The organism is Sedimenticola thiotaurini, from assembly GCF_001007875.1.
In the GTDB taxonomy this organism is placed as follows: Bacteria; Pseudomonadota; Gammaproteobacteria; order Chromatiales; family Chromatiaceae; genus Sedimenticola; species Sedimenticola thiotaurini.
This window is the reverse complement of the sequence record NZ_CP011412.1, coordinates 1,481,287-1,507,113: the sequence shown is the minus strand read 5'-3', so window position 1 is coordinate 1,507,113 and position 25,827 is coordinate 1,481,287. Positions and strand designations below refer to the sequence as shown.

Genomic DNA, 25,827 nt, shown 5'->3' with positions numbered 1-25,827 from the left:
CACAATGTCAGCGCGACTCACTGGAGCTTATTGCCAAACATCCGCCATGAAACGGTTATCTCTGCTGGTCTCTGTCCTGGTTGGTTGCCTGCTGCCCGCCTTGGGATTTGCACTCCCGCCCCTGCAACTGTTTATCGATCTGACCCCGCCGGGCGGGGTGCTGACTCTGCCGGCCGGAAGCTATGCCGGTCCGGCGGTGATCCGGCAGCCGATCACCATCGACGGCCAGGGCGAGGTGACAGTGGATGGCGAGGGCAGTGGTACCGTACTGACAGTTGAGGCGGACGGGGTGACGGTGCGCGGACTGCACCTGACCAACTCCGGCAACTCCCATGACCAGGTGGACGCTGCCCTGCTGTTGCTGGGGAACGGGGCGCTGGTGGAGGATAATCGCATAGACAATGTCCTGTTCGGGATTCATATCCGCCAGTCCGATGGCAATGTGGTGCGCAACAACCGGATAGAGTCCCGTCCCGAAGTGCCCAGTCTGCGTGGCGAGGGCATCCGTATCTGGTACAGCCGTGAAAATCTCATGCAGGGCAACCATATCAGCCGGGTCAGGGACGTGGTGTTCGCCAACGCGTCGGATAACCGCTTTATCGGCAATACCATTGAAGACAGCCGTATCGGCATGGAGCTGATCTTTTCCCCGGACAACCTGATCGCCCGGAATACCCTGCTGCGCAATATCGCCGGCATCGTGCTGGTCTACTCAAATGGCGTGGTGGTCCGTGAAAACCACCTGCTCAATATGCCGGATATCACCAGCTCGGCCCTGGCGGTGAAAGAGAGCTCCCAGGTACGGCTGGAGTCCAACGATATTGTGCGCTGTGCCGTCGGCCTGACCGCCAACTCACCTACCGATCCGGGCAATATCATCTATCTCAGGAACAACCATTTTGCCTACAACGATGTGGCCATGTACTTCTATGGCGAAAAGGGTGGGCACGTGGTCCATGGCAACCGCTTTACCGGCAATATCACCACCATTGCGGTGAGTGCCGCCTCCAGTGCCCTGGATAACGATTGGCGGGGTAACCAGTGGGATACCTACCGGGGCTTCGACCGCAACCGGGACGGTATCGGCGACACTCCACACAACATCTTTCTCTATTCCGACCGGCTCTGGATGGACCGGCCCATGGCGCGCTTTTTCCGGGCCTCGCCGGCACTGGAGATGGTGGATTTTATTGAGCGTCTGGCACCCTTCTCCATGCCTGACCTGATCCTCTCCGATCCCAAACCGAGCGTCTACTGAGCCGCAGGCGGGGTTTATCTCGACGCCGGCTCGTGTCAGCATGGAGACCTGTTTGCCTAGGCTGAGAGTGTCCATGTCCAATCCCGATTCAACCGATCTGCAGCGGGCCGAGGCGGATTATCAGGCCCTGATCGAAGCCCACCAGACCCTGCTGCTCTCCACGGTAACGGCTGATGGCCAGCCGGAGATCAGTTACGCCCCCTATGTGCGTGATCAGGCCGGCCGTTTCTATATCTTTGTCAGCGAACTGGCCGGACATACCCGTAACCTGCAGCAGCAGGGCTGGGCCGCCATCCTGTTTATCCGGGCGGAGGCGGAGTCCCGTAACCCGTTTGCTCGGGAACGGCTGGTGCTCAAGTGCCGGGCGGATGAGCTCTCCCGGAGCGATCCCGATTACGGGGAAATGCTTGCCCGGCTGGAGCAGCGCTTCGGTGACACGGTGGCGCTGTTAAAGGGTCTGCCGGATTTTCACCTGTTTGTGCTGACCCCGACGGCGGGCCACTACGTGGTTGGGTTCGGTAAAACCTACCAGCTGGAGCTGCCGGCTGGCCGACTGAGTCCGGTTTTACCCCCCGGTTGAGTGCCCGGTGTCGACCTTCCGTTTCCAGCAGTTCAGCGTACGGCAGCAGGAGAGCGCCATGAAGGTGTGCACCGATGCCACCCTGTTCGGTGCCATGGCGCCGCTGGCGGGTGGCGAGCGGGTGCTGGATATCGGTGCCGGCAGCGGACTGCTGTCCCTGATGCTGGCACAGCTGGGGGCGGGCCATGTGACAGCGGTGGAATTGACGCCCGAAGCGTGCCGTGACGCTGCGGTCAATTTTTCCCACAGCCCCTGGGCCGGCCGGCTGGAGCTGGTATCCGGATCCATCCAGGCCTATGCTGAATGTTGCCAGGGCCGCTTTGACCTGATTATCTGTAATCCGCCCTTTTTCGAGCAGCACAGCAGAAACAGCGCCCCTCTGCGCAGCCTGGCCCGGCATGCCGATCAGCTGCCCCACGACGAGCTGCTGCGGCTGGTAACCCGGCTGATAGCGCCCGCGGGCCGGTTTTACCTGCTGATTCCCCTGCACGGGATTGATCGGGTTGTGGCCCTGGCTGCATCCCTGGGGCTGTACCTGGTGGGGCGGGTCGATTTTGCCGGTCACCCCCACAGCCGGGCCAAAGTGGCGGCGCTCACATTTGCATACCGTGCTGAAATGTTCGTCAGTCGTCGGCTGGTCATCTATAATGCGCCGCGCGTTTATAGTGGAGAGAGTGCCCGCTACCTCTCCCCCTTTCTGCTGCGATTTGCTGACCCGACCTGATTGTTCCCCGGGTGTTACCTGACCGCCAGACCCTTGTTGGAGTAAACACTATGACCAAACTGGATGAATCACTGCGCGACGATGTGCGAATGCTGGGTGAAAGTCTGGGGCAGACCATTGAAAACCACCTGGGATCGGCATTTCTGCAGAAGATCGAACGTATTCGTCACCTGGCCAAGGCGGGACGACTGGATGCGGCCTCGAATCACGATGCGCTGCTGGAAGAGCTTTCCGGTCTCAGTGAGGCGGAGATGCTGCCGGTGGCCCGCGCTTTCAGCCAGTTTCTCAACCTGGCCAATATCGCCGAAGAGTTTCACCGGGTGCGGCTGCATCAGGATGTGTGCGAGCTGGACGCGGAGGACTCTTTCGCCCGCCAGCTCAAGCAGTTGCAGGCGGATGGCCTGACCGATGAGCAGATTCTGCAGGCGATTGACCGTATGGACGTGGACCTGGTGCTGACCGCCCATCCCACCGAGGTGAATCGCCGTACCCTGATAAAAAAATACAACGCCATCACCGACTGCCTGCGCCAGCTGGAGCGGGGTGAGTACCGCCAGCGTCGCCTGAATGAGCTGGTCAGCCAGATCTGGCACACTAATGAGATCCGCCAGCAGCGCCCGACCCCGATCGACGAGGCCAAGTGGGGTTTTGCCGTGATCGAGGGCTCGCTCTGGCAGGCGGTGCCCAACTATCTCCGGCAGCTGGATGAGTCCATGCAGGCGGTGCTCAATCGTCCGCTACCCCTGGACTGCTCACCGGTACGTTTCTCCTCCTGGATGGGCGGCGACCGGGATGGCAATCCCTATGTGACGGCGGAGGTGACCCGCCAGGTGCTGATGCTGGCGCGCTGGATGGCGGCGGATCTGTATGACCGGGATCTGACCCAGTTGCGCACGGAACTCTCCATGTTCGAATGCAATGCGGAACTGCGGCAGCGGGTCGGGGATGCGGCGGAACCCTACCGCCATCTGCTGGCCGGTTTGCGGCGTCGCCTGGGACAGACCAAGGAGTTGATCCAGGCGGGTCTGTCCGGGCAGCCGTTCAGCAACGAGGCGCTGATGACCGCAGAGGATCTGCTGGAGCCGCTGCGGCTCTGCCATCGCTCCCTGATCGAATGCGGTATGCAGATTATCGCCGGCGGCCTGCTGGAGGATATTATCCGGCGTATCGCCTGTTTCGGCGTCACCCTGGTACGGCTCGATATCCGCCAGAATGCCGACCGCCACGCAGCGGTGTTTGATGCCCTGACCCGGTTCTATGAAATGGGCTCTTACCTGGAGTGGGACGAGGCCCGGAAACAGGCGTTTCTGCTCAAGGAGCTGCGCAGCAAGCGCCCCCTGATACCGGTCGGCTGGGAGCCGGATGAGCAGATCCGTGAAGTGCTGGAGACCTGCCGGGTGATTGCCGAGGCCGACCCCGACGCCCTGGGCTCCTACGTGATCTCCATGGCCAGCCAGCCCTCCGATGTGCTGTCGGTGATCCTGCTGCTGCGGGAGATGGGGGTGGGGCATGACATGCGGGTGGTGCCCCTGTTTGAGACCCTGGTGGATCTGCAGGAGGCGCACCACTGTGTCGATCAGCTGCTCGCCATCGACTGGTACCGGGACTATACCCATGGCCACCAGGAGGTGATGATCGGCTATTCCGACTCCTCCAAGGATGCCGGTCAGCTGGCGGCGGTCTGGGGACAGTACAAGGCCCAGGAGGCGCTGACCGCCACCTGCCGGGCCCGGGGTGTCCACCTGACCCTGTTCCACGGTCGGGGCGGTACGGTGGGGCGGGGCGGTGGTCCCACCCATCGGGCCATTCTGGCCCAGCCGCCCGGATCGGTGAACCACACCATTCGGGTGACCGAGCAGGGCGAGGTGATCCGCTTCAAGTTCGGTATTCCGGAGATTGCCGAGCGCAACCTGGAGCGCTACAGTGGCGCCGTTCTGGCCGCCACCCTGTGCCCGTCACCGGCCCCCCGGCCGGAGTGGCGCGCCATGATGGAGTCGCTGGCCGCAGACGCTTTCCAGGCCTACCGGGCGGTGGTGCGGGACGATCCCCGCTTTGTGCCGTTCTTCCGTGCCTCGACCCCGGAGCATGAGCTGGGCAAACTGCCGCTGGGGTCACGTCCGGCCAAGCGGCGTGCCGACGGCGGGGTCGAGAGCCTGCGGGCCATCCCCTGGGTATTCGCCTGGACCCAGATCCGCCTGATGCTGCCGGCCTGGTTGGGCTCCGATGCCGCCCTGGGGCAGGCGATCGCCGCCGGTCAGTTACAGCGGCTGCACGAGATGTATGGGGCCTGGCCCTTCTTCACCAGTTATGTGGATATGCTGGAGATGGTGCTGGCCAAGAGCGATCCGGCCATTGCCGAATACTATGCCGCCCGGTTGGTGCCAGCGGAGTTGCAGGAGCTGGGTGCGACGCTGCGGGAGCGCCTGAGGGACACTTTCGACATGGTGTTGAAAATCAAGCAGACCGGCAAGCTGCTGGCCGATTTTCCCCTGATCCGGCGCTCCATCAACGTGCGCAATCCCTATATCGATCCGCTCCATTATCTGCAGGCGGAGCTGCTTCACCGGGACCGGAATCAACCGAATGAGCGCCTGGAGCAGGCGCTGATGGTGACGATGGCGGGCATTTCGGCCGGTATGCAGAACACCGGCTGAGGGAGCGGCTTACGCCTGTCGGCGGGGGTTGCCCGCCGACAGGCGGTGGATCAGTTGGATTTCTTGACGAACTGGGTCAGGATGACAATCTGCTGGCCATTCACCCGTCCCTCGATCTGCTCCGGGTTGTCGGCGACCAGGGAGATGCCGCGCACCGCGGTGCCCCGCTTGGCGGTAAAGTTGGCGCCCTTGACGTTCAGATCCTTGATCAGGGTGACGGTGTCGCCCGCTTCCAGGGTGGCGCCGTTACAGTCCCGATGTACCACCTGTTCTTCGTTGTCTGCACCATCGCCGGCGGCTTCCGCCCAGGCCTGGGTCTCTTCATCCAGGTAGAGCATGTCCAGCAGATCCTGTGGCCAGCCTTCGGCAGCGAGCCGCTTCAGCATACGCCAGGCCATCACCTGCACGGCGGGCACCTGGCTCCACATGCTGTCATTGAGACAACGCCAGTGATTGGGATCGGTCTTGTCCGGCTCCTCAATCTGTTCCAGACAGGTGCTGCACAGCAGTACAGATTGATCGGCGCTACCATCAGAGCTGGGAGGTACCGGGTAGGGTTGAAGATTCTCGGTTGCCCCGCAGAGTTCGCATTTGGATTCACTGCGCTCAAGTAGTGCCTGTTCTGTGCTCATAGTGGTGGATGCTCGAATGGAAAAGTCTGAAATAGTTGGGACGGAGCGTTCGCCTGGCAGTCTGTGTCCGGCCGTTAAACGGGGCACACCATACCCGTCATCCCGGTTTCGGACAAGCCCGGTGTGGCTGATTGGTCAGTGTGGAAGCGGTTGACGGCGTGTGGTTACGGCGAGTGGCGGGGAGGTGATGGGGCGCGGTCCGTCGGTATATGTGATCCCGGTTGATGGCCCTGCATGCGATCCATTCCGGTATGGCCGGCGGTCCGCTTCCGGTCTTCAGGATTCAACCTGTTCCGGGGTCAGCATGGCCAGGATGTCGGCCAGTACGGTGGCTGCGGTTGCCTGGTCGATGCCCAGCCGACCGGCGAAAACCTTCACCTTATCAGCACCCAGAATCGACTCGACCTGTTCAATTGCGAGCCATTGGTGATCCCCTGCCCCAAGCCAGGCGCTGATCTGGTGCTGGGTTTGCTGGTTTTGTGACAGTGTCCGGTGCAGGTCTTCGAAGTTGACGGCCAGTAACGCTTCGCCCAGGGCTTTCCTGACGGTGCCGGTCTGCAGATCGAGGTTGAGTCGCTCAATCAAGAGGTTTGTCCCTTTGGTAAGTAAGTCCATGGTTTTGGTCTGGTCACTGGGGTGTTGAGGAATTACCAGGATTCGATCTGAATTCCTCAGCTTCATCCAGACCGGGGTGGGTACTCTCCACCCCGGTCGGGGGTTGTTGGGTAACAGGTTAATAGTTGATGGCTCTTGGCAGCTCTTTTGCCTGGGCTACCCACTTCTCCACTTCTGCAGGAGAAGGCACGCGGCGCACCACATTGCCCCGTTCTTCGGCAACTTCCCGGATCCGGGTGTGCAGGTTGGCAGCGTTTCTCTGGGCCAACTCGGGGACGGTATCCACTCCGGCCAGTTCCAGCAGGTCGGCATACTCTTCGCCGATTCCCTTAACCCGTGCCAGATCGGCGCGATTGATCCAGCCGAGGATCAGCTTTTCACTGATGCCCGATTTTTCAGCCAGCTCTTTTCTGCCTTTCTTGGTGCCGCCAGCTTCAAGCAGTTTCTCCTGCGTGGTGACGCCGACGGCCTGAAGTTTTTCACCGTATTTCTCACCAATCCCTTCAATCTGTGTCAGTTTTGCCATGGTTATATCTCCGTAAGAGGCTAAAGTTGATTAAGCGGTTTCTGGAAGTTCTGAGGTACAGTGAGCGCAGCGAGTCGCTTTGAGCGGCACTTTGGAGAGACAGAACGGACACTCCTTGGTGGTTGGTGCTTCCTCAGCCGATTCCTGTTCACGCTTCAGTCGGTTGATCATCTTCACCACCATGAAAATGGCGAAGGCGACAATCACGAAGCTGACAATCGTATTGATAAACAGCCCATAGTTGAGTGTCACTGCACCCGCTTCCGTAGCAGCAGCAATGGACAGATAGGGGCCTGGGTTGGTGCCATCTTTCAGCACCAGAAACAGGTTTGAAAAATCCACATTGCCGAGCAACATGCCGACCGGCGGCATGATCACATCGGCGACCAGAGATTTAACAATAGAACCAAATGCTGCTCCGATAACGATGCCGACGGCCATGTCGATGACATTGCCCTTGATCGCAAACTCTTTGAATTCCTTGAGCATGATATTTCCCTCTTGAGTGACGCCAGTATTTTTCAGTGCAATACAGCCGCCCTGTGTTAAGGACTATATCCCTGCTGCACCTGTTACGGAATGGCAAAACCTCCTTGCATTCCCAGATATTGCAATAGTTTACAATTCACGGGAATACAAGTTGGATTGTGACAAGGAGCGGTCTGGTCGAGCTTTCCGGGGGGGTGTGAGGGAGGGGAGCGGGATGGCTTTGTGTCAGGTCAGATAATCCAGGGGCAGCGCCGTTTTGTTAATAATCTGCTGCATGACAAAGCTGGACTGGACCCCGGATACTCCTTCGATACGGGTGATCTTGCCCAGCAGAAACTGCTGGTAGGCGTCCATGTCGGGCACCACCACTTTAACCAGATAGTCGGCAGCCTGTCCGGTGATCAGGCTGCACTCCACCACTTCAGGGAATGTCGCCACCCGGGCCTGAAAGTTCTCAAAGCGATCCGGAGTGTGTCGGTCCATGCTGATCTGGATCAGGGCGGTCAGTTTCAGGTTTAGCCGGTCCGGATTGAGCAGGGTGACATGCTGGCGGATGATGCCGGCCTCTTCCAGTTGCTTGACCCGCCGGGAGCATGGCGTGGGGGAGAGTCCAACCCGTTCCGCCAGTTCCAGATTGCTGATGCGGCCATTCTGTTGCATCTCGGTGAGGATACGTCGGTCGATGCGGTCCAGTTTCATGATGTTTTAGCGTAGTGATTGGTGATTAATAGGGAAGAGTTTAGTATAGAAGTAAGTTTATCACTATAAAAATGGTAATAAATAGAGAATATTATTATTTCTGATGGGTAATGACGCGATATTTGCATTCATTCGCTCATCTTATTTTTCTATACTAAACCCACTGAACAAGCCTGCCCGGTCAGCTCCCGGGTAAGACCCCACAAGGGTCGGTTGCCAGAACCGCTTCACAAGAGTGGGAAAGGCGCGGAATCAGGGGGAGCGACCACCCGGGGCAGGCGGCTTGGTAGCAGGGAAAACCTGGTCTGAGGTGGGCCGTACCCGGCCCACCGATTCCCGCTCTTCACCAGTTTCCGGTCAATTCTGTTCCATTCGCAATCCCGTTACCGCTGCAAGAACGGTTTATAAACGGTGGCACTGATGCCCGGGTGGTGTCGGTTGTCCGGCCAACCGGGTGAATAGGTGCCGGTTTCTGTGGCAAATCAGTCGATTTTCTCCCTATTCCCGATTCACCTGTTTTATTCGTCGATAAATCGTCACGCGGCTGGGTTATAATTTTGCTCCACAAGATTGGCTGTGGTGTCGCATAAATTTCAGGAGAACGATCAGATGCAGAATAAAGTTGCCGTTGTGACCGGTGGAGCAAGTGGCATTGGACTGGCAGTGGCGGAAAAACTGGCCGGTCTGGGCTGCAAGGTGGTAATAGCGGATTTCAACGCCGAAACCGGTGGCAAGGCGGCGCAACGGATCGATGCCAGCTTTGTGCAGGGCGATCTTTCCGATGCCGAACAGTGTCGGTCGGTGATTACCCAGGCCACTGCGCTGCATGGCAGTGTGGATATTCTGGTCAATAACGCCGGTTTCCAGCATATCTCCCCGATCGAGGATTTCCCGGTTGAACAGTGGAACAAGCTGCTAGCGGTTATGTTGACCGCCCCGTTTCTGCTGATGCGTTATGCCTGGCCGTCGATGAAACAGAATGGCTGGGGTCGGATAATCAATATCGCTTCGGTACATGCCATGGTGGCGTCACCCTTCAAGGCCGGTTATATCTCCGCCAAACACGGGGTGATCGGCCTGACCAAGACGGCGGCCCTGGAGGGTGGCGAGTTCGGTATCACTGCCAATGCCATCTGTCCCGCCTATGTGCGGACCCCCCTGGTGGAGAACCAGATTGCCGACCAGGCGCGAACCCGGGGTATTCGGGAAGAAGAGGTGGTGAGCGAAGTGATGTTGAAAAACGCAGCCATCAAAAAGCTGATTGAGCCGGAAGAGGTGGCCAGCCTGGCGGCCTATCTGGCCAGTGATCAGGCTTCTTCCATCACCGGCTCCACGTTCACCATCGATTCAGGTTGGACGGCCCAGTAAAGCGGACCTGATCTCTCGGCGGGAGATGGCTATGCGAGAAGACAACGAGACCGATGGGACCGATCCCTGGCCACTGGATGAGCTGATTGAGGGGCGGCACTACTACTGGGAGGACGGGCTGATGGTGTTTACTGAATGCTATCACCGCAGCCGGGGTAACTGCTGTGGTTCCGCCTGTCGTCACTGCCCCTTTGATCACATCAACGTAAAGCCGGTCAGATGAGGCTGGTCTCCCTGGTTCCTTCCATTACCGAAACCCTGATCGACTGCCAGGCCAACCTGGTGGGCCGGTCCCGGTTCTGTATTCATCCCGAGGAGGCGGTGAGGAAGCTGCCGTCGGTGGGGGGTACCAAGCAGGTGGATTGGGCGGCGATGGCCCATCTCGAACCGGAACTGGTAATCCTGGACAAGGAGGAGAACACCCTGGAGATGGCCGAGAGCTGTCCCTACCCCTACCTGGCGCTGCATATCACCCGGGTGGAGGATGTGGCCTCGGAATTCCGGCGCCTGGCGGAACGGATCGACAGTGGCGCTTTGCAGCGGGTGGCGCAACGCTGGGAGCGGGTCAGTAGTGGCGCCGGCAGGCACTATCCCCTTCAATCCCTGCCCGGGGTGATCGAGTGGTGGCGACCACCGACCACCCAGAGCCGGGTGGAGTATCTGATCTGGCGCGACCCCTGGATGGCGATCGGTGAAGGTACCTTCATACACTCCATGTTGCAGCGCATGGGGGTGGAGTCAGTCCCCCACGGGGAGAAGTATCCCAAGATCGAGCTGACCGCGCTGAATCCCCGGGAGACGGCGCTGCTCTTCTCCAGTGAGCCGTTTCCGTTTCAGCGATATCGGGATGAGTTGCGGGCACTCGGCTATGCCTGTGGCCTGGTGGACGGCGAGAGTTACTCCTGGTACGGCACCCGTAGCCTGCGTTTTCTGGAATCCCATAGTCAATAACCGGCCCTATAACCATGACGACAACTGATACCCCCTTTCTCAACTATCGTGCCCTGTTGCTGGGTGCCCTGATGCTGACGGCACTCTCCCTGGGGATGATCATCGTGGCCCTGCTGCTGGATGTGCAGAAGGCCACCGCACCCCAGCTGCTGACGCTCTCTGCGCTGTGGATTGCGCCGGGTCTGTTCACCGGCCTCAAGGCCCGTGACGGACGGCTGCTGCATGGCATGGTGACCGGGCTGGCGGGTGCGCTGCTGCTCGCCCTGCTGCTGAACCTGATGCCAGCGGTTGCGGTGCTGCAACAGCTGGCTGGTGACAAGTCGCTGGTGGTGATAATTCTGGGGGGACTGTGGGGTGCCATCGGCGGGCTGTTTGCCGAAATCATCCATCTGCGTCGGGCCAAAAAGGGGCGCCGTTGATGCCCTTCACCCGCGTTGACGGGGGATAGTTGGTTGAGTAGTATCCGATACAGTTGAAATCTGCAGTTGGCATATTTTAACAGCAAGCCTGCTGTTTAGGCTCTGGACGAAGGGAGATCAGGGATGGCCCGATGCTTAAGTCATCGGAACCAGGATGCTGAGATAACCCCGAAAAGCAGAGTGTATTGATGATAGTTACAAAAAGTATAAACGTCTTGCTGCGTGACCTGTTTTCCCCACTGATCAATGATGTCCCGGCCGAAAGCGCCCGTTGCGAATATGTCTGCGACCAGCTGGAGTGCACGCCCAAGATTTTCCAGAACTGTAAAAAGCGTAAGGATTACGAGGCCTGCAAGCGGGATAATTGAGCGTCTGCAGGCCATAGCGGCCAGTTTTCGGAATTGTTCCACTCTGGTGTGGTTCAGCTGAGGGCCGTTATCAGCGTCGTGTTCGAAACTGGAGGGTTTCGTACCTGAACGGCTGGTGCAATAGCAGTGGTATCCTGCGGGTTTTTTCCCTGCAACCCGGACTATAGTGACCTGACCATCAACTAGGATAATTCATGAACCCAGCGGCCTTTCCCCCGCTGCGCCTGGCCTGGACGATCTGGGGGTTGGGTGCGGCGCCGTACTTTATCGGTTTTTATCAGCGGGTAGCTCCCGGGGTGATGACCACCGAGTTGATGGGTGATTTTCAGCTCAATGCCACCGCATTGGGCAATCTCTCGGCATTCTATTTCTACAGTTATGTGGCGATGCAGGTTCCGACCGGACTGCTGGCCGATCACTGGGGTCCCCGACGTCTGCTGGCCAGCGGGGCTTCCATCGCCGGACTGGGTACCCTGCTGTTCGCCATGGCGCCGGATGCACTTTGGGCCAATCTGGGGCGTCTGCTGATCGGTGGTTCGGTGGCGGTGGCCTTTGTCGGCATGCTGAAGTTGGCGGGTCACTGGCTGCCGCCCAAGCAATACTCACTGGCTTCCGGTATGGCGCTGTTCTGTGGCGTGGTTGGGGCGGTATTTGCCGGCGTCCCGCTGCGGTTGCTGGTTGATACCTTTGGCTGGCGCCCCGTGATGCTGGTCTCCGCCGTGGTGACCTTTCTGGTTGCCGGGGCTATCTGGCTGCTGGTGCGGGATGATCCGGTGGAGAAGGGTTATGCCAGCCACGCGGTGTCCCATGACGACAGCACCAGTCAGCCCGGGCAGGGGATCATGGCCGGCATCCGCACCGTGCTGAGTTATCGCAATACCTGGCTGCTCCATTTTATACCGGGTGCGGGAGTAGGCACGGTGCTGACTTTTGCCGGCCTCTGGGGCGTGCCCTTTCTCACCACCCACTACGGGCTGGAAAAGACCAGTGCCGCTGCCATCTGCTCGGCGCTGCTGGTCTCCTGGGCGGTTGGCGGCCCGGTGTTCGGCTGGGCGTCGGATCACCTGGGGCGTCGCAAACCGCTCTACCTGGCGGGCTGTCTGGTGCAGTTGCTGGGTTGGGGAGTGCTGATCCTGGTGCCCGACCTGCCCATCTGGCTGCTGGTAAGTCTGTTGATCGTGGTGGGTTTCTTTACCGGTAACATGATTATCGGTTTCGCATTTGCCCGGGAGTCGGCGCCGGCCCGCCTTGCCGGGACCGCCTCGGGGATTGTCAATATGGGGGTGATGATCGGGCCCATGCTGCTGCAGCCAGCGGTGGGTTGGCTGCTGGACAGGAACTGGTCGGGGACGATGAGTGACAGTGTGCGGATTTATGGTCTGGAGGCCTATCGCAACGGCTTCAGTCTGATGCTGGGGTGGCTGGCCCTGGCGCTGCTGCTGATCCTGTTCACCCGGGAGACCCACTGCAGACAGATGGCCTGACGGATAACGAACAGGGGAGGAGCCGCCATGTCGACTCTGGTAACAGGTTTTCACCATGCCAGCCTGATCGTGGCCGATACGACACGGGCGCTGGATTTTTATCACAGAGTATTGGGGCTGGAAGTCGACACCACTCGTCCTGACCTGGGATATCCCGGCGCCTGGCTTAATCTGGGTGATCATCAGATCCATCTCCTGGAACTGCCCAATCCCGACCCGCTCGATGGTCGGCCGGTCCATGGCGGGCGTGATCGCCATCTGGCCTGCTATGTGGGTGATCTGGATCTGCTGATAGAGGCGCTGGAGCGACAGGGTATTGACTATACCCTGAGTCGCTCCGGACGCCGGGCGCTGTTTTGCCGTGATCCCGATCAGAATGCCCTGGAGTTCATCCAGCAGGCGGCAGACTGATTACGGGTCCGCTTGCTGTTCGGTATCGTTCAGCAGTTGGAACAGAGGGATGGCCGACTCGTTGGCCTGCTGTTCAACATGCCGGTACTGCTTGATAAGTGCTTCGGCAAACGGGGTCAGTGTCGCGCCGCCACCCCCTTTTCCACCGACAGTGGTCTCCACCAGCGATTGTCCCAGTGCCTCCTGGACCGTCTCTATGAGCTGCCAGGCGCGCCGGAAGGTCATGCCACAGGCCTTGCCCGCTGCGGAGATGCTGCCGTGCTCAGCCACCGACTCCAGCAGGGCGATCTTGCCCGGTCCGATCACCGTGTCATTGAAGCGGATCTGCAGTCGAAGTTTTGTTTTCATCGGGTTGTCCTGGCTTAACTGCGGGTGTTGGCGGGTGGCTGGGTGCCCTGCCATCCTAATCCAGTGAAAATGGCGTCACAACTTCTGTGTGAACCGCTGCGGGGCGAACGGCTCGGTGATTTGGAACTTTTGCCCCGTAAAGCGGGTCAATCACAATGGTCAGCGCTCTGGCTCGGATCATAGCTGAAACCGGAAACCCGATCGCCCGGTGCAACTGTTCATACAGGAAACCGTGACACTGCTACGCTTGGTCACAGGAAGCGGAATATTGCCTGGTGGGGGATTGGCGGGAAAGTGATGGCCGGGCGACAGGGATTATCACCAACCGGTGCAGGTAACAGGAGAATGGAAGCATGATGTTGGGCAATAGCCGGCAAACCTATGGCGTTATCTCTGTCGCTCTGCATTGGTTGATGGCGTTGCTGGTGATCGGCCTGTTTCTGCTGGGACTCTATATGACCGGTCTGGACTACTATGATCCTTGGTACCAGTCGGCACCGGACATCCACCGCAGTCTCGGCATCATTACCCTGGCACTGCTGCTGTTCCGTCTGCTGTGGCGACTTGTCACCGTGCAGCCGGAGCCGGTCGGCAATGATCCCCGTATTCTGCAACGTGTGGCGGAGCTGGTGCATTGGGGGTTCTATCTGCTGCTGATTGCCATTACTGTCAGCGGCTATCTTATTTCAACCGCAGGCGGCCGCGGAATAGCGGTGTTCGATTGGTTCACCGTGCCGGCACTGCTACCGGCCATTGATAACCTGGAGGATAGCGCGGGCGAAGTTCATTGGGTGCTGGCCGTTGTCACGATGGTCCTGGTAGGTATGCATACCCTGGCCGCGCTCAAACACCATTTTATCGACCGGGATTCAACCCTGGTGCGGATGCTCGGCCGCGCGACCCGTCGGTCGGATTAAACTTTTCATTCAGAGGCACTTTTCCAAGGAGGCAACATGAAAAAATATCTTCTGGCTTCACTGCTCACGGTCGCCGGGTTTGCACTCTCCGGCCCGGTGTCGGCAGAGCATTATGTGATCGATACCCAGAAAGCCCACGCCTTTATCCAGTTCAAGATCTCCCATCTGGGCTACAGCTGGGTGCTGGGCCGTTTTAACGAGTTTGAGGGGAGCTTCGACTACGATGAGAAGAATCCTTCGGCGGCAACCGTATCGGTCACCGTCAATCCAGCCAGTGTGGATAGCAATTTTGCCGAACGGGACAAACATCTGCGCGGTCCCGACTTTCTTAATGTGGATGAGTTCGCCACGGCAACCTTCAAAAGCACCAGTTACGAAGTCACGGGGGACAACACGGGGCTGTTGAAGGGGGACCTGACCCTGCGCGGAGTCACCCGGCCGATCACCATTGATGTGACCCAGATTGGTGCCGGCAAGGATCCCTGGGGTGGTTATCGTCGGGGCTTCGAAGGAACCACCCGGCTGACCCTGGCGGATTTCGGTATACCCACCAACCTGGGGCCAGCCTCACAGGAGGTGGAGCTGTTCCTGTCGGTTGAGGGTATCCGCCAGTAGCCGCCATGCTGATCCAAACGGGGCCGGTGTCTCTCTTTTTACCGGCCCCGTCTCCCCAATACCACGGAAACCGACGGGTTGATCTCAGAACATTTAAACAGCATCTGTAGTCTTAATAGGGAAAGGTTCATAAATTGAGGGATAGACCATGCAGATGCGACAACTGTTTGACAAAAATTCCAGTACCTACAGTTACCTGCTGTGGGACGAGAAGAGCCGGGAGGCGGTGATTATCGATCCGGTACTGGAGCAGTATGAACGGGATACCCGGCTGATCGGCGAGTTGGAGCTGAAACTGACCTGGTCCCTGGAGACCCATATCCATGCCGATCACATCACCAGTAGCGGCCGGTTGCGGGAGCAGTTCGGTTGCCATGTTGGCGTCCATGAGCATGCCCAGGTCTCCTGTGCCGATGTCTGGCTGAAACAGGATGACCAGATCCGCTTTGGCGAGCATCAGCTGAAGGTGCTGTATACCCCGGGTCATACCGATACCGACATCTGTTACCTGGCAGATGACCGGGTATTCACCGGTGACACGCTGCTGATTCGCGGTAGCGGCCGCACCGATTTTCAGTCAGGTAATGCGGGCCAGGCGTATGATTCGATTACCGGCAAGCTGTTTGTATTACCCGACCATATCCCCATCTATCCGGCCCATGACTACAACGGCATGACCAGTTCCACCATCGGTGAGGAGAAGCGCCACAACCCCCGCCTGGCAAACAACCAGAGCCGGGAGGGTTATATACAGATCATGGAGAGTATGGATCTGGACAAGCCGCAAAAGATGGATGTGGCGGTGCCGGGTAATCAGCGCTGTGGTATCAGCCCGAACGAGGGGCGGGTCAACCAGGCGGGAGCGACAAGGGCTTAGATTGGTTGCCGCTCCGGTCAGTTATCCAGCTGAGCCACCCGGTCCAGATGCTCTTGCCAGTAGGAGGCCTGGTTGATCCCCAGTTCGTAGAGGAAACGCCAGTCGTAGAGTCCTGAGTTGTGGCCGTCACTGAAATAGAGTTTGACGGCGTAGTTGCCGATCGGTTTGATCTTCTCCAGCACCACATCCTGCTTGTCCAGCACCAGAATCCGATCTTTGCCGAAGCGGGCCCTGACCTCCTTGGAGGGCGAGAAAACCCGCAGGTACTCCCAGGGCAGCTGAAAACGTTCTCCGTTATCAAACAGCAGCTCCAGGGTGCGGGATTGGTTGTGCAGAATAATATCGGTCGGCTTGGTCTTTGGTTGCATGGTGACTAGGCTATGGGTGGCTGGTATCAATATAATAGTCGACCCGTTGAACAGTCGCTGGAGCATGAAGATGGAAGAGCGAATTCCCACCCGGGACGAGGCATTTCAGTTGTTGGTCACCTACACCCAGACCGAGAGTCTGGTCAGGCATGGCCTGGCGGTGGAAGGGGTGATGCGTTACTTCGCCCGGCAGCGGGGCGGTGACGAAGAGCAGTGGGGCATCGTGGGGCTGGTGCATGATCTGGATTATGACCAGTTCCCCGAGCAGCACTGTATCAAAACCGAGCAGATACTGCGGGAACAGCAGTGGCCGGAGAGCTACATTCGGGCGGTCATCAGCCACGGCTGGGGCATCTGCACCGATGTGGAACCGCTCAGCGATATGGAAAAAGTCCTCTATGCCACCGATGAACTGACCGGGCTGGTCACCACCACCGCCCTGGTGCGTCCGTCAAAAAGCATCCTGGATCTGGAGGCCAAGTCGGTCCTGAAAAAGTGGAAGGACAAGCGCTTTGCCGCCAAGGTGGATCGCGACATTATCGATCGTGGCGCCGCCATGCTCGGTATGGAACGGCGGGAGTTGGTCACTCAGACCATCCTGGGTATGCGTGAGGTGGCGGAACAGATCAACCTGCAGGGCACAGGCTGATCGGGTTCGGTGGGCCGCCATCATACCGCTTTCCGGCTCCCCGCTGGTCCAGGGATCAGGCGGCGTCTTCCTTCTCCTCCTGGACCATCTGGTAGCCGCCGCTGCGGATGCCATCCATCAGCAGTTCAACATTGTCTTCGGCGGTGCCGACCATTTTCAGCGCCTCGGCCCCCAGCCGGAGACTCGCTTCGATCGCCTCGGGGAACGCCTGGGTAGCCCCTGCCTTGAGCAGGCGGGCGCTCGATTCCAGGTCCCGGGCGCGGGCAATCACCGGAATACGGGGATAGGTGTTACGGAAATGGGAGACTGCCCGCATGGCGGTCGGTCCCTGATCGATGGTCAGTACCACCAGGGATGAGCGTTCCGCGTGGGCGGCGGCCAACAGATCGGGATCGGAAATATCACCATACATGACGGCGTGACCATTGGACTTGCCGCGCTTGACGTTCTCAGGATTGGTATCGAACGCGATAAAAGGTATGCCGCTGGTCTGCAGCAGGGTGGCCACCGTGTGGCCGACACGGCCATAGCCGCCAATCAACACACTCCGCTCTTCCAGTTCCAGCCCTTTGGCAATGGTGACGCTGGCATTGGGTGTGCGTTTTTCCAGGTACCGGGCCAGCAAGTCACCCAGGCGCACCAGCAGGGGGGTGAACAGCATGCTCAGGGAGATAACCGCCACCGCCATGACAAACACCTGATCATCGATCACTTTCAGCGCCAGTGCGGAACCGAACAGCACAAAGCCGAACTCACCGGCCTGGGCCAGCAGAAAGGTGATGCGGGTTGCTTCGATTCGGTTGTAACCAAAGGCGATCGCCAGGGGGAACAGTACCACCAGCTTAATGCCGATCAGAACTGCGGTGTGCCCGATAAATACCAACGGGCGCTCCATTAAGGCGCCCAAATCGATGGACATGCCCACCGCCACGAAGAACAGGCTCATCAGCAGGCCCTTGTAGGGCTCGATGAAGGCGCGCACCTGCATGTTGTAGTTGGAACCGGACAGCAGCATGCCCATGATAAAGGCGCCCAGCGCCATCGACAGGCCGGCCTGGTGCATCATCCAGGCGGCGAAGAAGACCGCCAGCAGCACCACCAGCAGGAATGCTTCCCGATTGTCATGGCGGGCCAGCCACTCCAGTGCCATTGGCACAACCTTCAGGCCGAACAGCCAGAGTACTGCGAACATTCCCAACAGGATCAGCAGCTGTTGCCACATCGGGATGCCTGACGATATGGCGGTATGTTCCGATAGCAGGGGCACCATGGCCAGTAGTGGCACCACCGCCAGGTCCTGCATCAGGAGGATGGCGAAGGTGCCCGAACCGTGGCGACTGGCCAGTTCGCCCCGCTCCTGCAGCAGTTGCATGACAAAGGCGGTGGATGAGAGCGCCAGGGTTAGCCCGATCAGCAGTGCGGTGGGCCAGGAGTCGATACCCATGGAGACATAGAGGGTAATGGCCAGTCCCACCAGCAGGATCTGCAGGGAGCCGAGACCGAACAGGTAGCGTCGCATGGACCAGAGTCGGGTAGGACGCATCTCCAGTCCGATAACAAACATCAGCAGCACCACGCCCAGTTCAGTAAAGCGGCGCACATCATCCACGTGTGCCGTTACGTAAGGACCGGGTGAGTGGGGGCCTACGACCACACCGGCAATAAGTAATCCCAGTATCGATCCCAGGCCCAGATGACGGAATAGAGTCACAGCCACCGAGGTGACAGCGAGTAACAACAGGGCGGAAAAAATGAAGGTATCCAGATGCACAAGATCACCGGTTATTTTAAAACGGTCTCAGATAATACCGGGCCACAGGGCGGTAGAGAAGATGGCAATCCGATGAATTTGGCTACCCGTGTGAACCGGGTAGCCCGATTGTAACCCTCATGGAGCGGCTACAGGGACACCCCCTGGCAATGCCAGGGGGGGCTTGCCCCGGCGTCATAATCGGCGTTGTGGGAGGAGATATTCGCCTGTCCGGCAACGCCTGCGAAGGGTTGGGCGGAGAGATTATCGGAAGTATTCGCCGGCCCTCTCCGGTTGGTAGATAATCTCCACGATTTGAACTTTAGTAACCCCACCACCGGGTCGGGGCCATTCGATATGGTCGCCCACGGAGAGCCCCAGCAGTGCGCTGCCGACCGGTGCCAGGATGGAGATTTTATCCGCACTGCCGTCCATATCCTTGGGGTAGACCAGGGTCAGGCAGAACTCTTCACCCGACTCCAGGGCAAAGCGAACCTGGCTGTTCATGGTGACTACGTCCGGTGATACCTCTTCCGGTGCCACCACATCGGCGCGATCGAGTTCCGTCTGCAGTTCGTCCTTGCCCGGAAAACTGTCGTCGGGCAAGCTGTCGAGCAGCGCTTGCAGGCGATCCAGATCCTGTGATGTCAGAATGATATTGGGTCGTTTTTCCATCAGAGTTTCTCAATTAATTGGTTTATGCAAAGCAATACCCACCGGTTTGACCATTAAAGCTCGCGCGCTACTGGCGATGCGCCCGTGGCCATGCCGGTGAAGGGACGCTGTCCGAATATCTGTTTGGGTGATCCAGCCGATCGGGCCGTGCGAGGGTATCTAACTAACCTGGGTCATACGCCACGGCATTTTAGTTTCCCATTCTAGGCCCATTTGATGCCACTTAGAAGCCCCGGACCGATGAACCGCAGAGCCGGTGCCTTATCCGTGATCCCCGCCTCGTCACGGGGTCGGCCGGTTCGGGTTGGTTCCCGGTCTCGTCGGTAGCAGCATGCCGCGCAGGGTGGATCAGGTGGTGAGCCGGCGGTAGATGTCGGAAACCTTCAGCGGCAGGGTCCGCACATCATCCACCACGCTGTAGGCGGCCGGACCGTACAGGTGAGGCAGGTAGTCCCGGGCCTCCTCATCGATGGTGATGCAGTAGGGATGGATGCCGCTGCGGCGGGCCTCGATCAGAGCACGGCGGGTATCTTCGATGCCGTACTGGCCGCGGTAGCTGTCGTAGTCATCCGGTTTGCCGTCGGAGAGGGTGATGAGGATGCGGGTTTTGGCATCAGTGGCCTGCAGGATCTTGCTCAGGTGGCGGATGGCAAAACCCATGCGGGTGTAGTCCTGGGGCTCGATGCCGCTGATGCGGGCCCGGACAAGCTCGCCATAGGGCTCTTCAAAATATTTAATATGGAACAGCTCGCAGCGTTTGCGGGTCATGCCGGAAAAACCGTAGATAGCGTAACGGTCACCCAGGCTCTCCAGCGCTTCGCACAGCAGCAGCAGGGACTCCCGTTCCGCGTCGTTGATCCAGCCCTTGGTGGAGCCGCTCATATCCACCATGAAGATCACCGCGATGTCCCGTTCGTCGCGCTGCATCCGGGTCAGCAGGCGGTCCGTCATCTCGAATCCCAGGTGGGCGTCCGACAGCGCCTCCACCAGGGCGTCGATATCCACATCATCCCCCTGAGGCTGGCGTTTCAGCAGCCGGTTCTCGTGGCGCATCGCTTCGAAGGTTTTGCGCAGATGCTTGATCAGACCGTGGTATTTTTCCAGGGTCCGGGCAACGAAATCATCGTGGCGCGGGGTCACTTCCCTTTCCCGCACCGCGCACCACTGTTTGCGGTAGTGGCGCCGCTGGAAGTCCCACTCGTCGTAGAGGTGCGCCCCCTCCTCATGATAGCTGCCGCGCCACACATCGTCCGCATCCCGGTTCTGATCCTGTAACAGGGTGGCATCGTACTCGCCGGGACCTGCCGGTTGCAGGTATTCATCCGGGATCTCCCCCAGGTCCAGCAGGATGGAGCGTTGCAGCGCCTGCACCTGGTCCGGCAGGGGCGCCGGCATATCGTCCAGCAGGATCTCGGTCGTGAAACCCTCCGGTGCGTCGGTGTCGGGTTGTTGCCGTTTGCTGAAGCGGCGCTGCTGCGGCTGTTCCGCCGGGCTGTTGCGTTGCAACTCCTCCAGTACCGAGTTCAGCGCCACCTTGAAACGGGCCCGTTCCTTTTCGATACGGGCCGCCATACAGATCCTGACCGCCTCCAGGTCCAGGGTGACCGGGAGGTGTCGGGGCGGATAGGGGGTGAGCCGGCCCAGTTGTTGCCGGGCCAGTTCCAGGGTGTCCCGGGCGCGCATGTCGGGCGCTGAAAGCTTTACGGAGAGCGCTTGCCAGGGGGCGGGCAGGTCCGGCTCCTGCAGAATTAACCGGGTCTGTTCCAGCTCCCGGTAGAGGCCCGGCAGGGTGCGTTTCAGGCGCGCTTCCAGGCGCAGCATCTCCAGGGCGTGATAGAGCTGCAGCAGATCGGGTTCGGGTGACGGGATCTCCAGCAGCGGCCGGAAGGAGCCGAACTGGATCTGGGCCCAGAGCAGGGCGCAGGTGGCCTTGTAGTGTTGGAAATTCTGTGCCGGACTGGGTAACAGGGAGAATAGCGGCGGCAGATAGAGCGTTTCGCTGTCGGTATAGATGCGGTCGGCGCTGGCCAGTTTGAGCGGTCGTCCCGACAAGCCCTGTAAAAAACGGCTCAGTACCCCTTCATGATCCAGCAGCAGTGCGCCGCGCCGGCGTGCCTGCTGCTGTTCGGCAAATTGCCGGTACTGTTCGATGGCCAGCAGGGCCGGACGCAACCCCTCGGCGTCGTAACGGTCCATGCTGTGAAAAATCCACGCCTCGAAGGTGTCCGGTTCCATCAGTGCCTGGGCTTCCACACCCTGGCAGGCGACCTGGTAACCGAGCTCCACGTGGGTGCTGGCAACCCGCTGAATCCAGCTGATCAACTGTGCCTGGCGCGGGCCGGGGAGTTCGGCAATGGCCGCTGCCGGAGCTGCCGTGTCGCGGAACGAAAACTCCACTTCCAGCAATTCGTCCAGCAGGTGCCGGATTTCGGCCAACGGGCGTGGGGCAGGCATCTCAGAACAGTGACGAGGAGAGCTCGTTCACCGAGGCGAGCATCTCCGGGTCGTCGGTCAGCGCCTGGGCAATGGCGCCCTGGCAGGCGGAGACCGGGTTGACGCCGGCCGCCATCAGCTTGGCGGCATGTACCAGCAGGCGGGTGCTGGCCCCCTCCTCGAGACCGCTGCCCTTGAGGTTGCGGGTCATGCCGGCGAATTTTACCAGGCGCCCGGCCAGTTCCCGCTCCAGGCCGGACTCCCGTACCACTATTTCGGTCTCCAGGGTGGCGTCGGGGTAGTCGAACTCCAGGGCGATAAAGCGCTGCCGGGTGCTCTGTTTCAGATCCTTCAGCACACTCTGGTAACCGGGGTTGTAGGAGATGGCGATGGCGAACTCCGGATCGGCCTCGATCAGGGTGCCGAGCTTCTCGATCGGCAATACCCGGCGGTCATCCGCCAGGGGATGGATCACCACCATGGTGTCTTTGCGGGCCTCGACGATCTCGTCCAGGTAACAGATGCCGCCCGCCTTCACCGCCTGGGTCAGAGGACCGTCGATCCAGCTGGTTTCTCCCCCTTTGATCAGGTAGCGACCCACCAGGTCGGAGGCGGTCAGGTCATCGTGGCAGGAGACGGTGATCAGGGGGCGTTTCAGTCGCCACGCCATGTACTCCATGAAGCGGGTCTTGCCGCAGCCGGTCGGACCCTTCAGCAGCACCGGCAGTTGATTGCGATAGGCTGCTTCAAACAGCTCAATCTCATCGCCGGTCGGCTGGTAATAGGGTTCATCATCGATCCGGTACTCATCCAGTTTGAAGGTGCGCATTGGCGGGCTACTCCCAGGTTACTGCTGTGCCGGTAGTCTGCTGGCAATTGGTGGGGATATCAACAAGCGGAATGTAGGGATTTTGCTACCACTGGATGCGGCCCGGAAAAAGGCCAGATGGGGATGCGACCGGATCCCGTTCCGGTCTGGTTGAAAAGGGAGAGTATCTTCTTTACCTTGCAAAGGGTTTAATCAAACCCTGATAACAACAATCAGGCAGACAGAGCCGGTCGCAGTGAAGGGGGGCAGGTGAACAGGGATATCACACGGGGTGATCAGGAAGCCCGATTGTCAATGCTTACCCAGGCGGTTGAGCAGATCAACGTTGCGTCCGGGCCGGGAGAGATTCTGCGTCTGTTGGTGGAACAGGCAGTGGAACTGAGCGGCGCTGATGCCGGTGCGGTTGGTCTGCGGGAAGCTGACGGGATTGACTTCAACCATCTCCTGCTAAATGCCGATTGGTGCCCGGTCCGCCACCATTTTGCCCTGGGGGAGGGGATTGCCGGACAGGTCCTGCTGCAGGAGAGAAGTTTTACCTGTACAGAGTGCCAGAATCGTGCCGACGCCAGTTGGCAGGTGGAGCAGATAGCCGGTTTGAAAGCGGTGCTGGCGGTGCCCCTTCGCTTAAGGCAGGGCACGAGGGTGCTGGGGTGTCTGGAGCTCTACAGCACGGCTGGTGGTACTGCATTCAGCGACCCCTGTCGATCCCTGTTGGACGTGCTGGTGGCCAGCGCCTCGGGTGCCCTGGAAAAAAGCCGCCAGCTGCAGGCCGGTAAGGATAGACAGCACGACATGGAAACCTGTCTGGACCGGTTTATGCGCAGTCAGCAGTTTAGCGATCTGGGAACCTGGGAGTGGAATCTCCAGACAGAAGAAGTCTATTGGAGTGAATCGATCGGCCCCTTGTTTGGCTTTCCGGCCGGCAAAGTGGACATCACGTATGACATTTTTCTCACGATTGTGCACCCGGCGGATCGTCAGATGGTTATGGATGCGGTTGAAACGACGCTTGAAAGCGGTGCTCCTTTCGCGGCCGAGTACCGGGTGGTTTGGCCGGATGAAACGATCCACTGGGTTCTGGCCCGTGGTGGTGTACAGCTTGATAACAGGGGTGCGCCGCTACGCCTGCTGGGTGTGGTGCAGGACATTACCCGGCGTCGGGAGGTGGAGCAGGCGTTACGGGAGAGCGAGGCCCGTTTTCGTGGCCTGGTGGAGAGCACCAGTGACTGGATCTGGGAAGTGGATCCGCAGGGCCGCTATACCTACGTCAGTCCGCAGGTCGGGCATGTGTTGGGCTATGCACCCGAGGGGTTGATCGGCAAGCGTCCCTTTGACCTGATGGATCCCTCGGAGCGGGCCCGTTTGCATGATGAGTTCTTTTCGCTGGTCAAGGATCGGCGACCGATTCGTCGCCTGGTCAATACCAATCGGCATATTACCGGCCGACCGGTGGTTCTGGAGACCAGTGGTGTGCCGTTTTATGATCATCAGGGAGCCTTTGCCGGATATCGCGGAATTGATCGGGATATCACGGATCGGGTCACTACGGAGCGGGCACTGGAGGAACAGACTCTGCATAACCGGTTGATACTGGAGAACAGCCGCGATGGATTGGTGGTCCTGAATCTGGACGGTTCCATCCGGGAAGTGAATGACGCCTACTGTCGGATGGTTGGCCACGAGCGACATGAGCTGCTGAAGATGAATGTGGTGGAGCTGAATACATTTGACCCGCCGAAAGTGGTCCTGGCCCAACTGGAACAGATACGCGACGCTGGACACGACCGTTTTGAGACCCGTCATGTGACACGGAAAGGAGCAGTGATCGACCTGGATGTGAGTGCGGCGTTTGCCCGGGTGGGAGAAGACCAGTTCATCTTCTCCTTTGTTCGGGATGTTACCGGGCGCCGGCGGCAGGAGCAGCAACGGCTTCAGGAGGTGCGGGCCCAGCGGGACACCCTGGTGCGGGAGGTCCACCACCGTATCAAGAATCATCTGCAGGGGATCATCAGTCTGCTGCGTAACCATATCCGGGACAAACCGGAACTGACCGATGCCCTGGAGTCAGCTATCAGCCAGGTGGAGTCGATTGCGCTGGTGCACGGCTTACAGAGCCGTTTGAGCCAGGGAGGCATTGAACTGGCCCGTCTGCTGGAGACGATCTGCGATGCCTTGAGGCATCTCTCATCCACCGGAATGGATCTGGAGATCCAATGCCCGGAATTTGCCATTGATGTATGTCCGGAAGATGCGGTGCCTCTGGCCCTGATTATTAATGAACTGTTACAGAATGCCATCAAGCACGGAGATCCAGCGGATGGATTGGCAACACCGATAACAGTGACGTTGGGGCTGGAAGATGAGCGGGTGATCCTCCAGGTCAGCAATGCCGGGGTTGCACCAAATATAGATCTGAAGCAAGGGGACGGGTTGGGTACCGGACTGATGCTGGTTAGGGACCTGTTACCCCATCAGGGTGCTGAACTCTCACTCGCGGTAAAACAGGATCGGGTTATCACCCGGTTGGTACTGCAGGCCCCGGTGGTCAGGTTGGGGCGACGGGTTCAGGATTTGTCAGAGCCAAAGCGGTTGATATAGTCGCTGGCTTCCAGGATCTCCCGTGCGATCTCCTTCACCTTGCGGCGTTCTGAACGGGCCTGGTTGCGCATCATGTCAAATGCACTGCGCCGATCGATGCGGTGGCGTTCAGAGATAATACCAACAGCAAAGTTGACCACATTGGCGGTATCCAGTGCCTGATTGAGTCGGCCTTCACTTTCCTGCAGACGCCAGAGTTCTGCGGCCCGTATCAGGGCTGTTTCGATCGTGGGTACCGCCTTCGCCACATCAATCGGTTTTATCAGATAGCCCAGGGCACCCTGTTCCAGGGCGGCCTGCAGCGTCTCCTGATCATCGTAGGCGGACAGGTGTACCACGGGTATCTTCAGTTGGTTGAACTGCCGGGAGAGTTCAATGCCCGAGATGCCGGGCATGCGGATATCCAGAATAGCCAGGTCCGGGCACTCTGCGCTAACAAGCTCCAGGGCCTCATCGCCGCTTGCAGCGACCAGCACCTGGTAACCGGCATCCCGCAAACCACGCCCGAAGGTGGCCAGTACCAGGGCATCGTCGTCAACCAGAAGGAGCTTTTTGGGCATGGGGGGTTCCCGTGAACTGCTATTGTCGTT

28 protein-coding genes are annotated in these 25,827 nt (G+C 59.4%); 16 read left to right on the top strand and 12 right to left on the bottom strand.

The window, feature by feature from the left end:
- The first annotated feature begins 46 nt into the window (after window positions 1-46).
- From nosD to ppc, 4 genes are read left to right on the top strand one after another with little or no spacing between them, the layout of a single operon-like run.
- Window positions 47-1,258: a nitrous oxide reductase family maturation protein NosD gene (gene nosD / locus AAY24_RS06785; RefSeq protein WP_052761109.1), complete on the top strand. Its 1,212-nt coding sequence runs from the start codon at window positions 47-49 to the stop codon at window positions 1,256-1,258.
- Window positions 1,259-1,310: 52 nt separating this feature from the next.
- Complete coding sequence (locus AAY24_RS06780; protein WP_234422258.1) at window positions 1,311-1,838, top strand: HugZ family pyridoxamine 5'-phosphate oxidase; 528 nt, start codon at window positions 1,311-1,313, stop codon at window positions 1,836-1,838.
- Window positions 1,839-1,845: 7 nt separating this feature from the next.
- Window positions 1,846-2,562: a tRNA1(Val) (adenine(37)-N6)-methyltransferase gene (locus AAY24_RS06775; RefSeq protein ID WP_046859044.1), complete on the top strand. Its 717-nt coding sequence runs from the start codon at window positions 1,846-1,848 to the stop codon at window positions 2,560-2,562.
- 50 nt (window positions 2,563-2,612) lie between these two features.
- Window positions 2,613-5,216, top strand: coding sequence for a phosphoenolpyruvate carboxylase (gene ppc, locus AAY24_RS06770; RefSeq protein ID WP_046859043.1), 2,604 nt, complete (start codon window positions 2,613-2,615; stop codon window positions 5,214-5,216).
- A 50-nt stretch (window positions 5,217-5,266) separates the two neighbouring features.
- Here the strand turns inward: ppc and AAY24_RS06765 are convergent, their stop codons facing one another.
- The 5 genes from AAY24_RS06765 to AAY24_RS06745 all read right to left on the bottom strand — a co-directional run bounded on the left by AAY24_RS06765 (window position 5,267) and on the right by AAY24_RS06745 (window position 8,177).
- On the bottom strand, window positions 5,267-5,848 hold the full coding sequence (locus AAY24_RS06765) for a PhnA domain-containing protein (RefSeq protein WP_046859042.1): 582 nt from the start codon (window positions 5,846-5,848) through the stop codon (window positions 5,267-5,269).
- Window positions 5,849-6,124: 276 nt separating this feature from the next.
- On the bottom strand, window positions 6,125-6,463 hold the full coding sequence (locus AAY24_RS06760) for a YidB family protein (protein WP_234422257.1): 339 nt from the start codon (window positions 6,461-6,463) through the stop codon (window positions 6,125-6,127).
- 118 nt (window positions 6,464-6,581) lie between these two features.
- The gene (locus tag AAY24_RS06755) at window positions 6,582-6,989 is read right to left on the bottom strand and encodes a DUF4332 domain-containing protein (protein ID WP_046859040.1); all 408 of its coding nucleotides are present in this window, start codon (window positions 6,987-6,989) and stop codon (window positions 6,582-6,584) included.
- Window positions 6,990-7,019: 30 nt separating this feature from the next.
- Window positions 7,020-7,478, bottom strand: coding sequence for a large-conductance mechanosensitive channel protein MscL (gene mscL, locus AAY24_RS06750; protein WP_046859039.1), 459 nt, complete (start codon window positions 7,476-7,478; stop codon window positions 7,020-7,022).
- A gap of 225 nt (window positions 7,479-7,703) precedes the next feature.
- Window positions 7,704-8,177, bottom strand: a complete 474-nt coding sequence (locus AAY24_RS06745; protein ID WP_046859038.1) for an Lrp/AsnC family transcriptional regulator — start codon at window positions 8,175-8,177, stop codon at window positions 7,704-7,706.
- A 609-nt stretch (window positions 8,178-8,786) separates the two neighbouring features.
- On the opposite strand from AAY24_RS06745, the gene AAY24_RS06740 reads away from it, so the two are divergent.
- From AAY24_RS06740 to AAY24_RS06710, 7 genes are all read left to right on the top strand, one after another.
- Window positions 8,787-9,545, top strand: a complete 759-nt coding sequence (locus AAY24_RS06740; protein ID WP_046859037.1) for a 3-hydroxybutyrate dehydrogenase — start codon at window positions 8,787-8,789, stop codon at window positions 9,543-9,545.
- Between the two features lie 31 nt (window positions 9,546-9,576).
- Window positions 9,577-9,768, top strand: coding sequence for a DUF5522 domain-containing protein (locus AAY24_RS06735; protein ID WP_046859036.1), 192 nt, complete (start codon window positions 9,577-9,579; stop codon window positions 9,766-9,768).
- On the top strand, window positions 9,765-10,496 hold the full coding sequence (locus AAY24_RS06730; protein WP_046859035.1) for a helical backbone metal receptor: 732 nt from the start codon (window positions 9,765-9,767) through the stop codon (window positions 10,494-10,496). The genes AAY24_RS06735 and AAY24_RS06730 overlap by 4 nt, the downstream gene beginning before the upstream one ends.
- A 14-nt stretch (window positions 10,497-10,510) precedes the next feature.
- On the top strand, window positions 10,511-10,915 hold the full coding sequence (locus AAY24_RS06725; RefSeq protein WP_046859034.1) for a hypothetical protein: 405 nt from the start codon (window positions 10,511-10,513) through the stop codon (window positions 10,913-10,915).
- Window positions 10,916-11,103: 188 nt separating this feature from the next.
- The gene (locus AAY24_RS06720) at window positions 11,104-11,283 is read left to right on the top strand and encodes a hypothetical protein (protein WP_046859033.1); all 180 of its coding nucleotides are present in this window, start codon (window positions 11,104-11,106) and stop codon (window positions 11,281-11,283) included.
- A 194-nt stretch (window positions 11,284-11,477) separates the two neighbouring features.
- Window positions 11,478-12,767, top strand: a complete 1,290-nt coding sequence (locus tag AAY24_RS06715; RefSeq protein ID WP_046859032.1) for an MFS transporter — start codon at window positions 11,478-11,480, stop codon at window positions 12,765-12,767.
- Between the two features lie 27 nt (window positions 12,768-12,794).
- On the top strand, window positions 12,795-13,178 hold the full coding sequence (locus AAY24_RS06710) for a VOC family protein (protein WP_046859031.1): 384 nt from the start codon (window positions 12,795-12,797) through the stop codon (window positions 13,176-13,178).
- Here AAY24_RS06710 and AAY24_RS06705 read toward each other — a convergent pair whose 3' ends face one another.
- On the bottom strand, window positions 13,179-13,526 hold the full coding sequence (locus tag AAY24_RS06705; RefSeq protein WP_046859030.1) for a winged helix-turn-helix domain-containing protein: 348 nt from the start codon (window positions 13,524-13,526) through the stop codon (window positions 13,179-13,181).
- Between the two features lie 353 nt (window positions 13,527-13,879).
- Here AAY24_RS06705 and AAY24_RS06700 point away from each other — a divergent pair, with 353 nt between their 5' ends.
- The 3 genes from AAY24_RS06700 (at window position 13,880) to AAY24_RS06690 (ending at window position 15,935) form a co-directional block, all read left to right on the top strand.
- Window positions 13,880-14,443 carry a cytochrome b gene (locus AAY24_RS06700; RefSeq protein WP_046859029.1) on the top strand — a complete coding sequence of 188 codons (564 nt, stop codon included), beginning with the start codon at window positions 13,880-13,882 and terminating at the stop codon, window positions 14,441-14,443.
- A gap of 36 nt (window positions 14,444-14,479) precedes the next feature.
- Window positions 14,480-15,058 carry a YceI family protein gene (locus AAY24_RS06695; RefSeq protein WP_046859028.1) on the top strand — a complete coding sequence of 193 codons (579 nt, stop codon included), beginning with the start codon at window positions 14,480-14,482 and terminating at the stop codon, window positions 15,056-15,058.
- 148 nt (window positions 15,059-15,206) lie between these two features.
- Window positions 15,207-15,935: an MBL fold metallo-hydrolase gene (locus AAY24_RS06690; protein WP_046859027.1), complete on the top strand. Its 729-nt coding sequence runs from the start codon at window positions 15,207-15,209 to the stop codon at window positions 15,933-15,935.
- A gap of 17 nt (window positions 15,936-15,952) precedes the next feature.
- On the opposite strand, the gene AAY24_RS06685 is transcribed toward AAY24_RS06690, so the two are convergent.
- Window positions 15,953-16,303, bottom strand: a complete 351-nt coding sequence (locus AAY24_RS06685; RefSeq protein ID WP_046859026.1) for a gamma-butyrobetaine hydroxylase family protein — start codon at window positions 16,301-16,303, stop codon at window positions 15,953-15,955.
- A 70-nt stretch (window positions 16,304-16,373) separates the two neighbouring features.
- Between AAY24_RS06685 and AAY24_RS06680 the strand changes: the two genes are divergently transcribed.
- Complete coding sequence (locus AAY24_RS06680) at window positions 16,374-16,952, top strand: hydrolase (protein WP_046861083.1); 579 nt, start codon at window positions 16,374-16,376, stop codon at window positions 16,950-16,952.
- Window positions 16,953-17,007: 55 nt separating this feature from the next.
- Here AAY24_RS06680 and AAY24_RS06675 read toward each other — a convergent pair whose 3' ends face one another.
- The 4 genes from AAY24_RS06675 to AAY24_RS06660 form a co-directional block, all read right to left on the bottom strand.
- A complete protein-coding gene (locus AAY24_RS06675) occupies window positions 17,008-18,723 on the bottom strand; it encodes a cation:proton antiporter domain-containing protein (protein WP_046859025.1) in 1,716 nt (571 codons plus the stop codon).
- Window positions 18,724-18,966: 243 nt separating this feature from the next.
- Window positions 18,967-19,377 carry a nucleoside diphosphate kinase regulator gene (gene rnk, locus AAY24_RS06670; RefSeq protein ID WP_046859024.1) on the bottom strand — a complete coding sequence of 137 codons (411 nt, stop codon included), beginning with the start codon at window positions 19,375-19,377 and terminating at the stop codon, window positions 18,967-18,969.
- Between the two features lie 348 nt (window positions 19,378-19,725).
- Window positions 19,726-21,831, bottom strand: a complete 2,106-nt coding sequence (locus tag AAY24_RS06665) for a nitric oxide reductase activation protein NorD (RefSeq protein ID WP_046859023.1) — start codon at window positions 21,829-21,831, stop codon at window positions 19,726-19,728.
- 1 nt (window position 21,832) lies between these two features.
- Window positions 21,833-22,639 carry a CbbQ/NirQ/NorQ/GpvN family protein gene (locus AAY24_RS06660; RefSeq protein WP_046859022.1) on the bottom strand — a complete coding sequence of 269 codons (807 nt, stop codon included), beginning with the start codon at window positions 22,637-22,639 and terminating at the stop codon, window positions 21,833-21,835.
- Window positions 22,640-22,888: 249 nt separating this feature from the next.
- On the opposite strand from AAY24_RS06660, the gene AAY24_RS18460 reads away from it, so the two are divergent.
- Window positions 22,889-25,237, top strand: a complete 2,349-nt coding sequence (locus tag AAY24_RS18460; RefSeq protein ID WP_199930513.1) for a PAS domain S-box protein — start codon at window positions 22,889-22,891, stop codon at window positions 25,235-25,237.
- On the opposite strand, the gene AAY24_RS06650 is transcribed toward AAY24_RS18460, so the two are convergent.
- Complete coding sequence (locus AAY24_RS06650) at window positions 25,204-25,797, bottom strand: ANTAR domain-containing response regulator (RefSeq protein ID WP_046861081.1); 594 nt, start codon at window positions 25,795-25,797, stop codon at window positions 25,204-25,206. The two genes, AAY24_RS18460 and AAY24_RS06650, sit on opposite strands and share 34 nt — an antisense overlap.
- Between the last annotated feature and the right edge of the window lie 30 nt (window positions 25,798-25,827).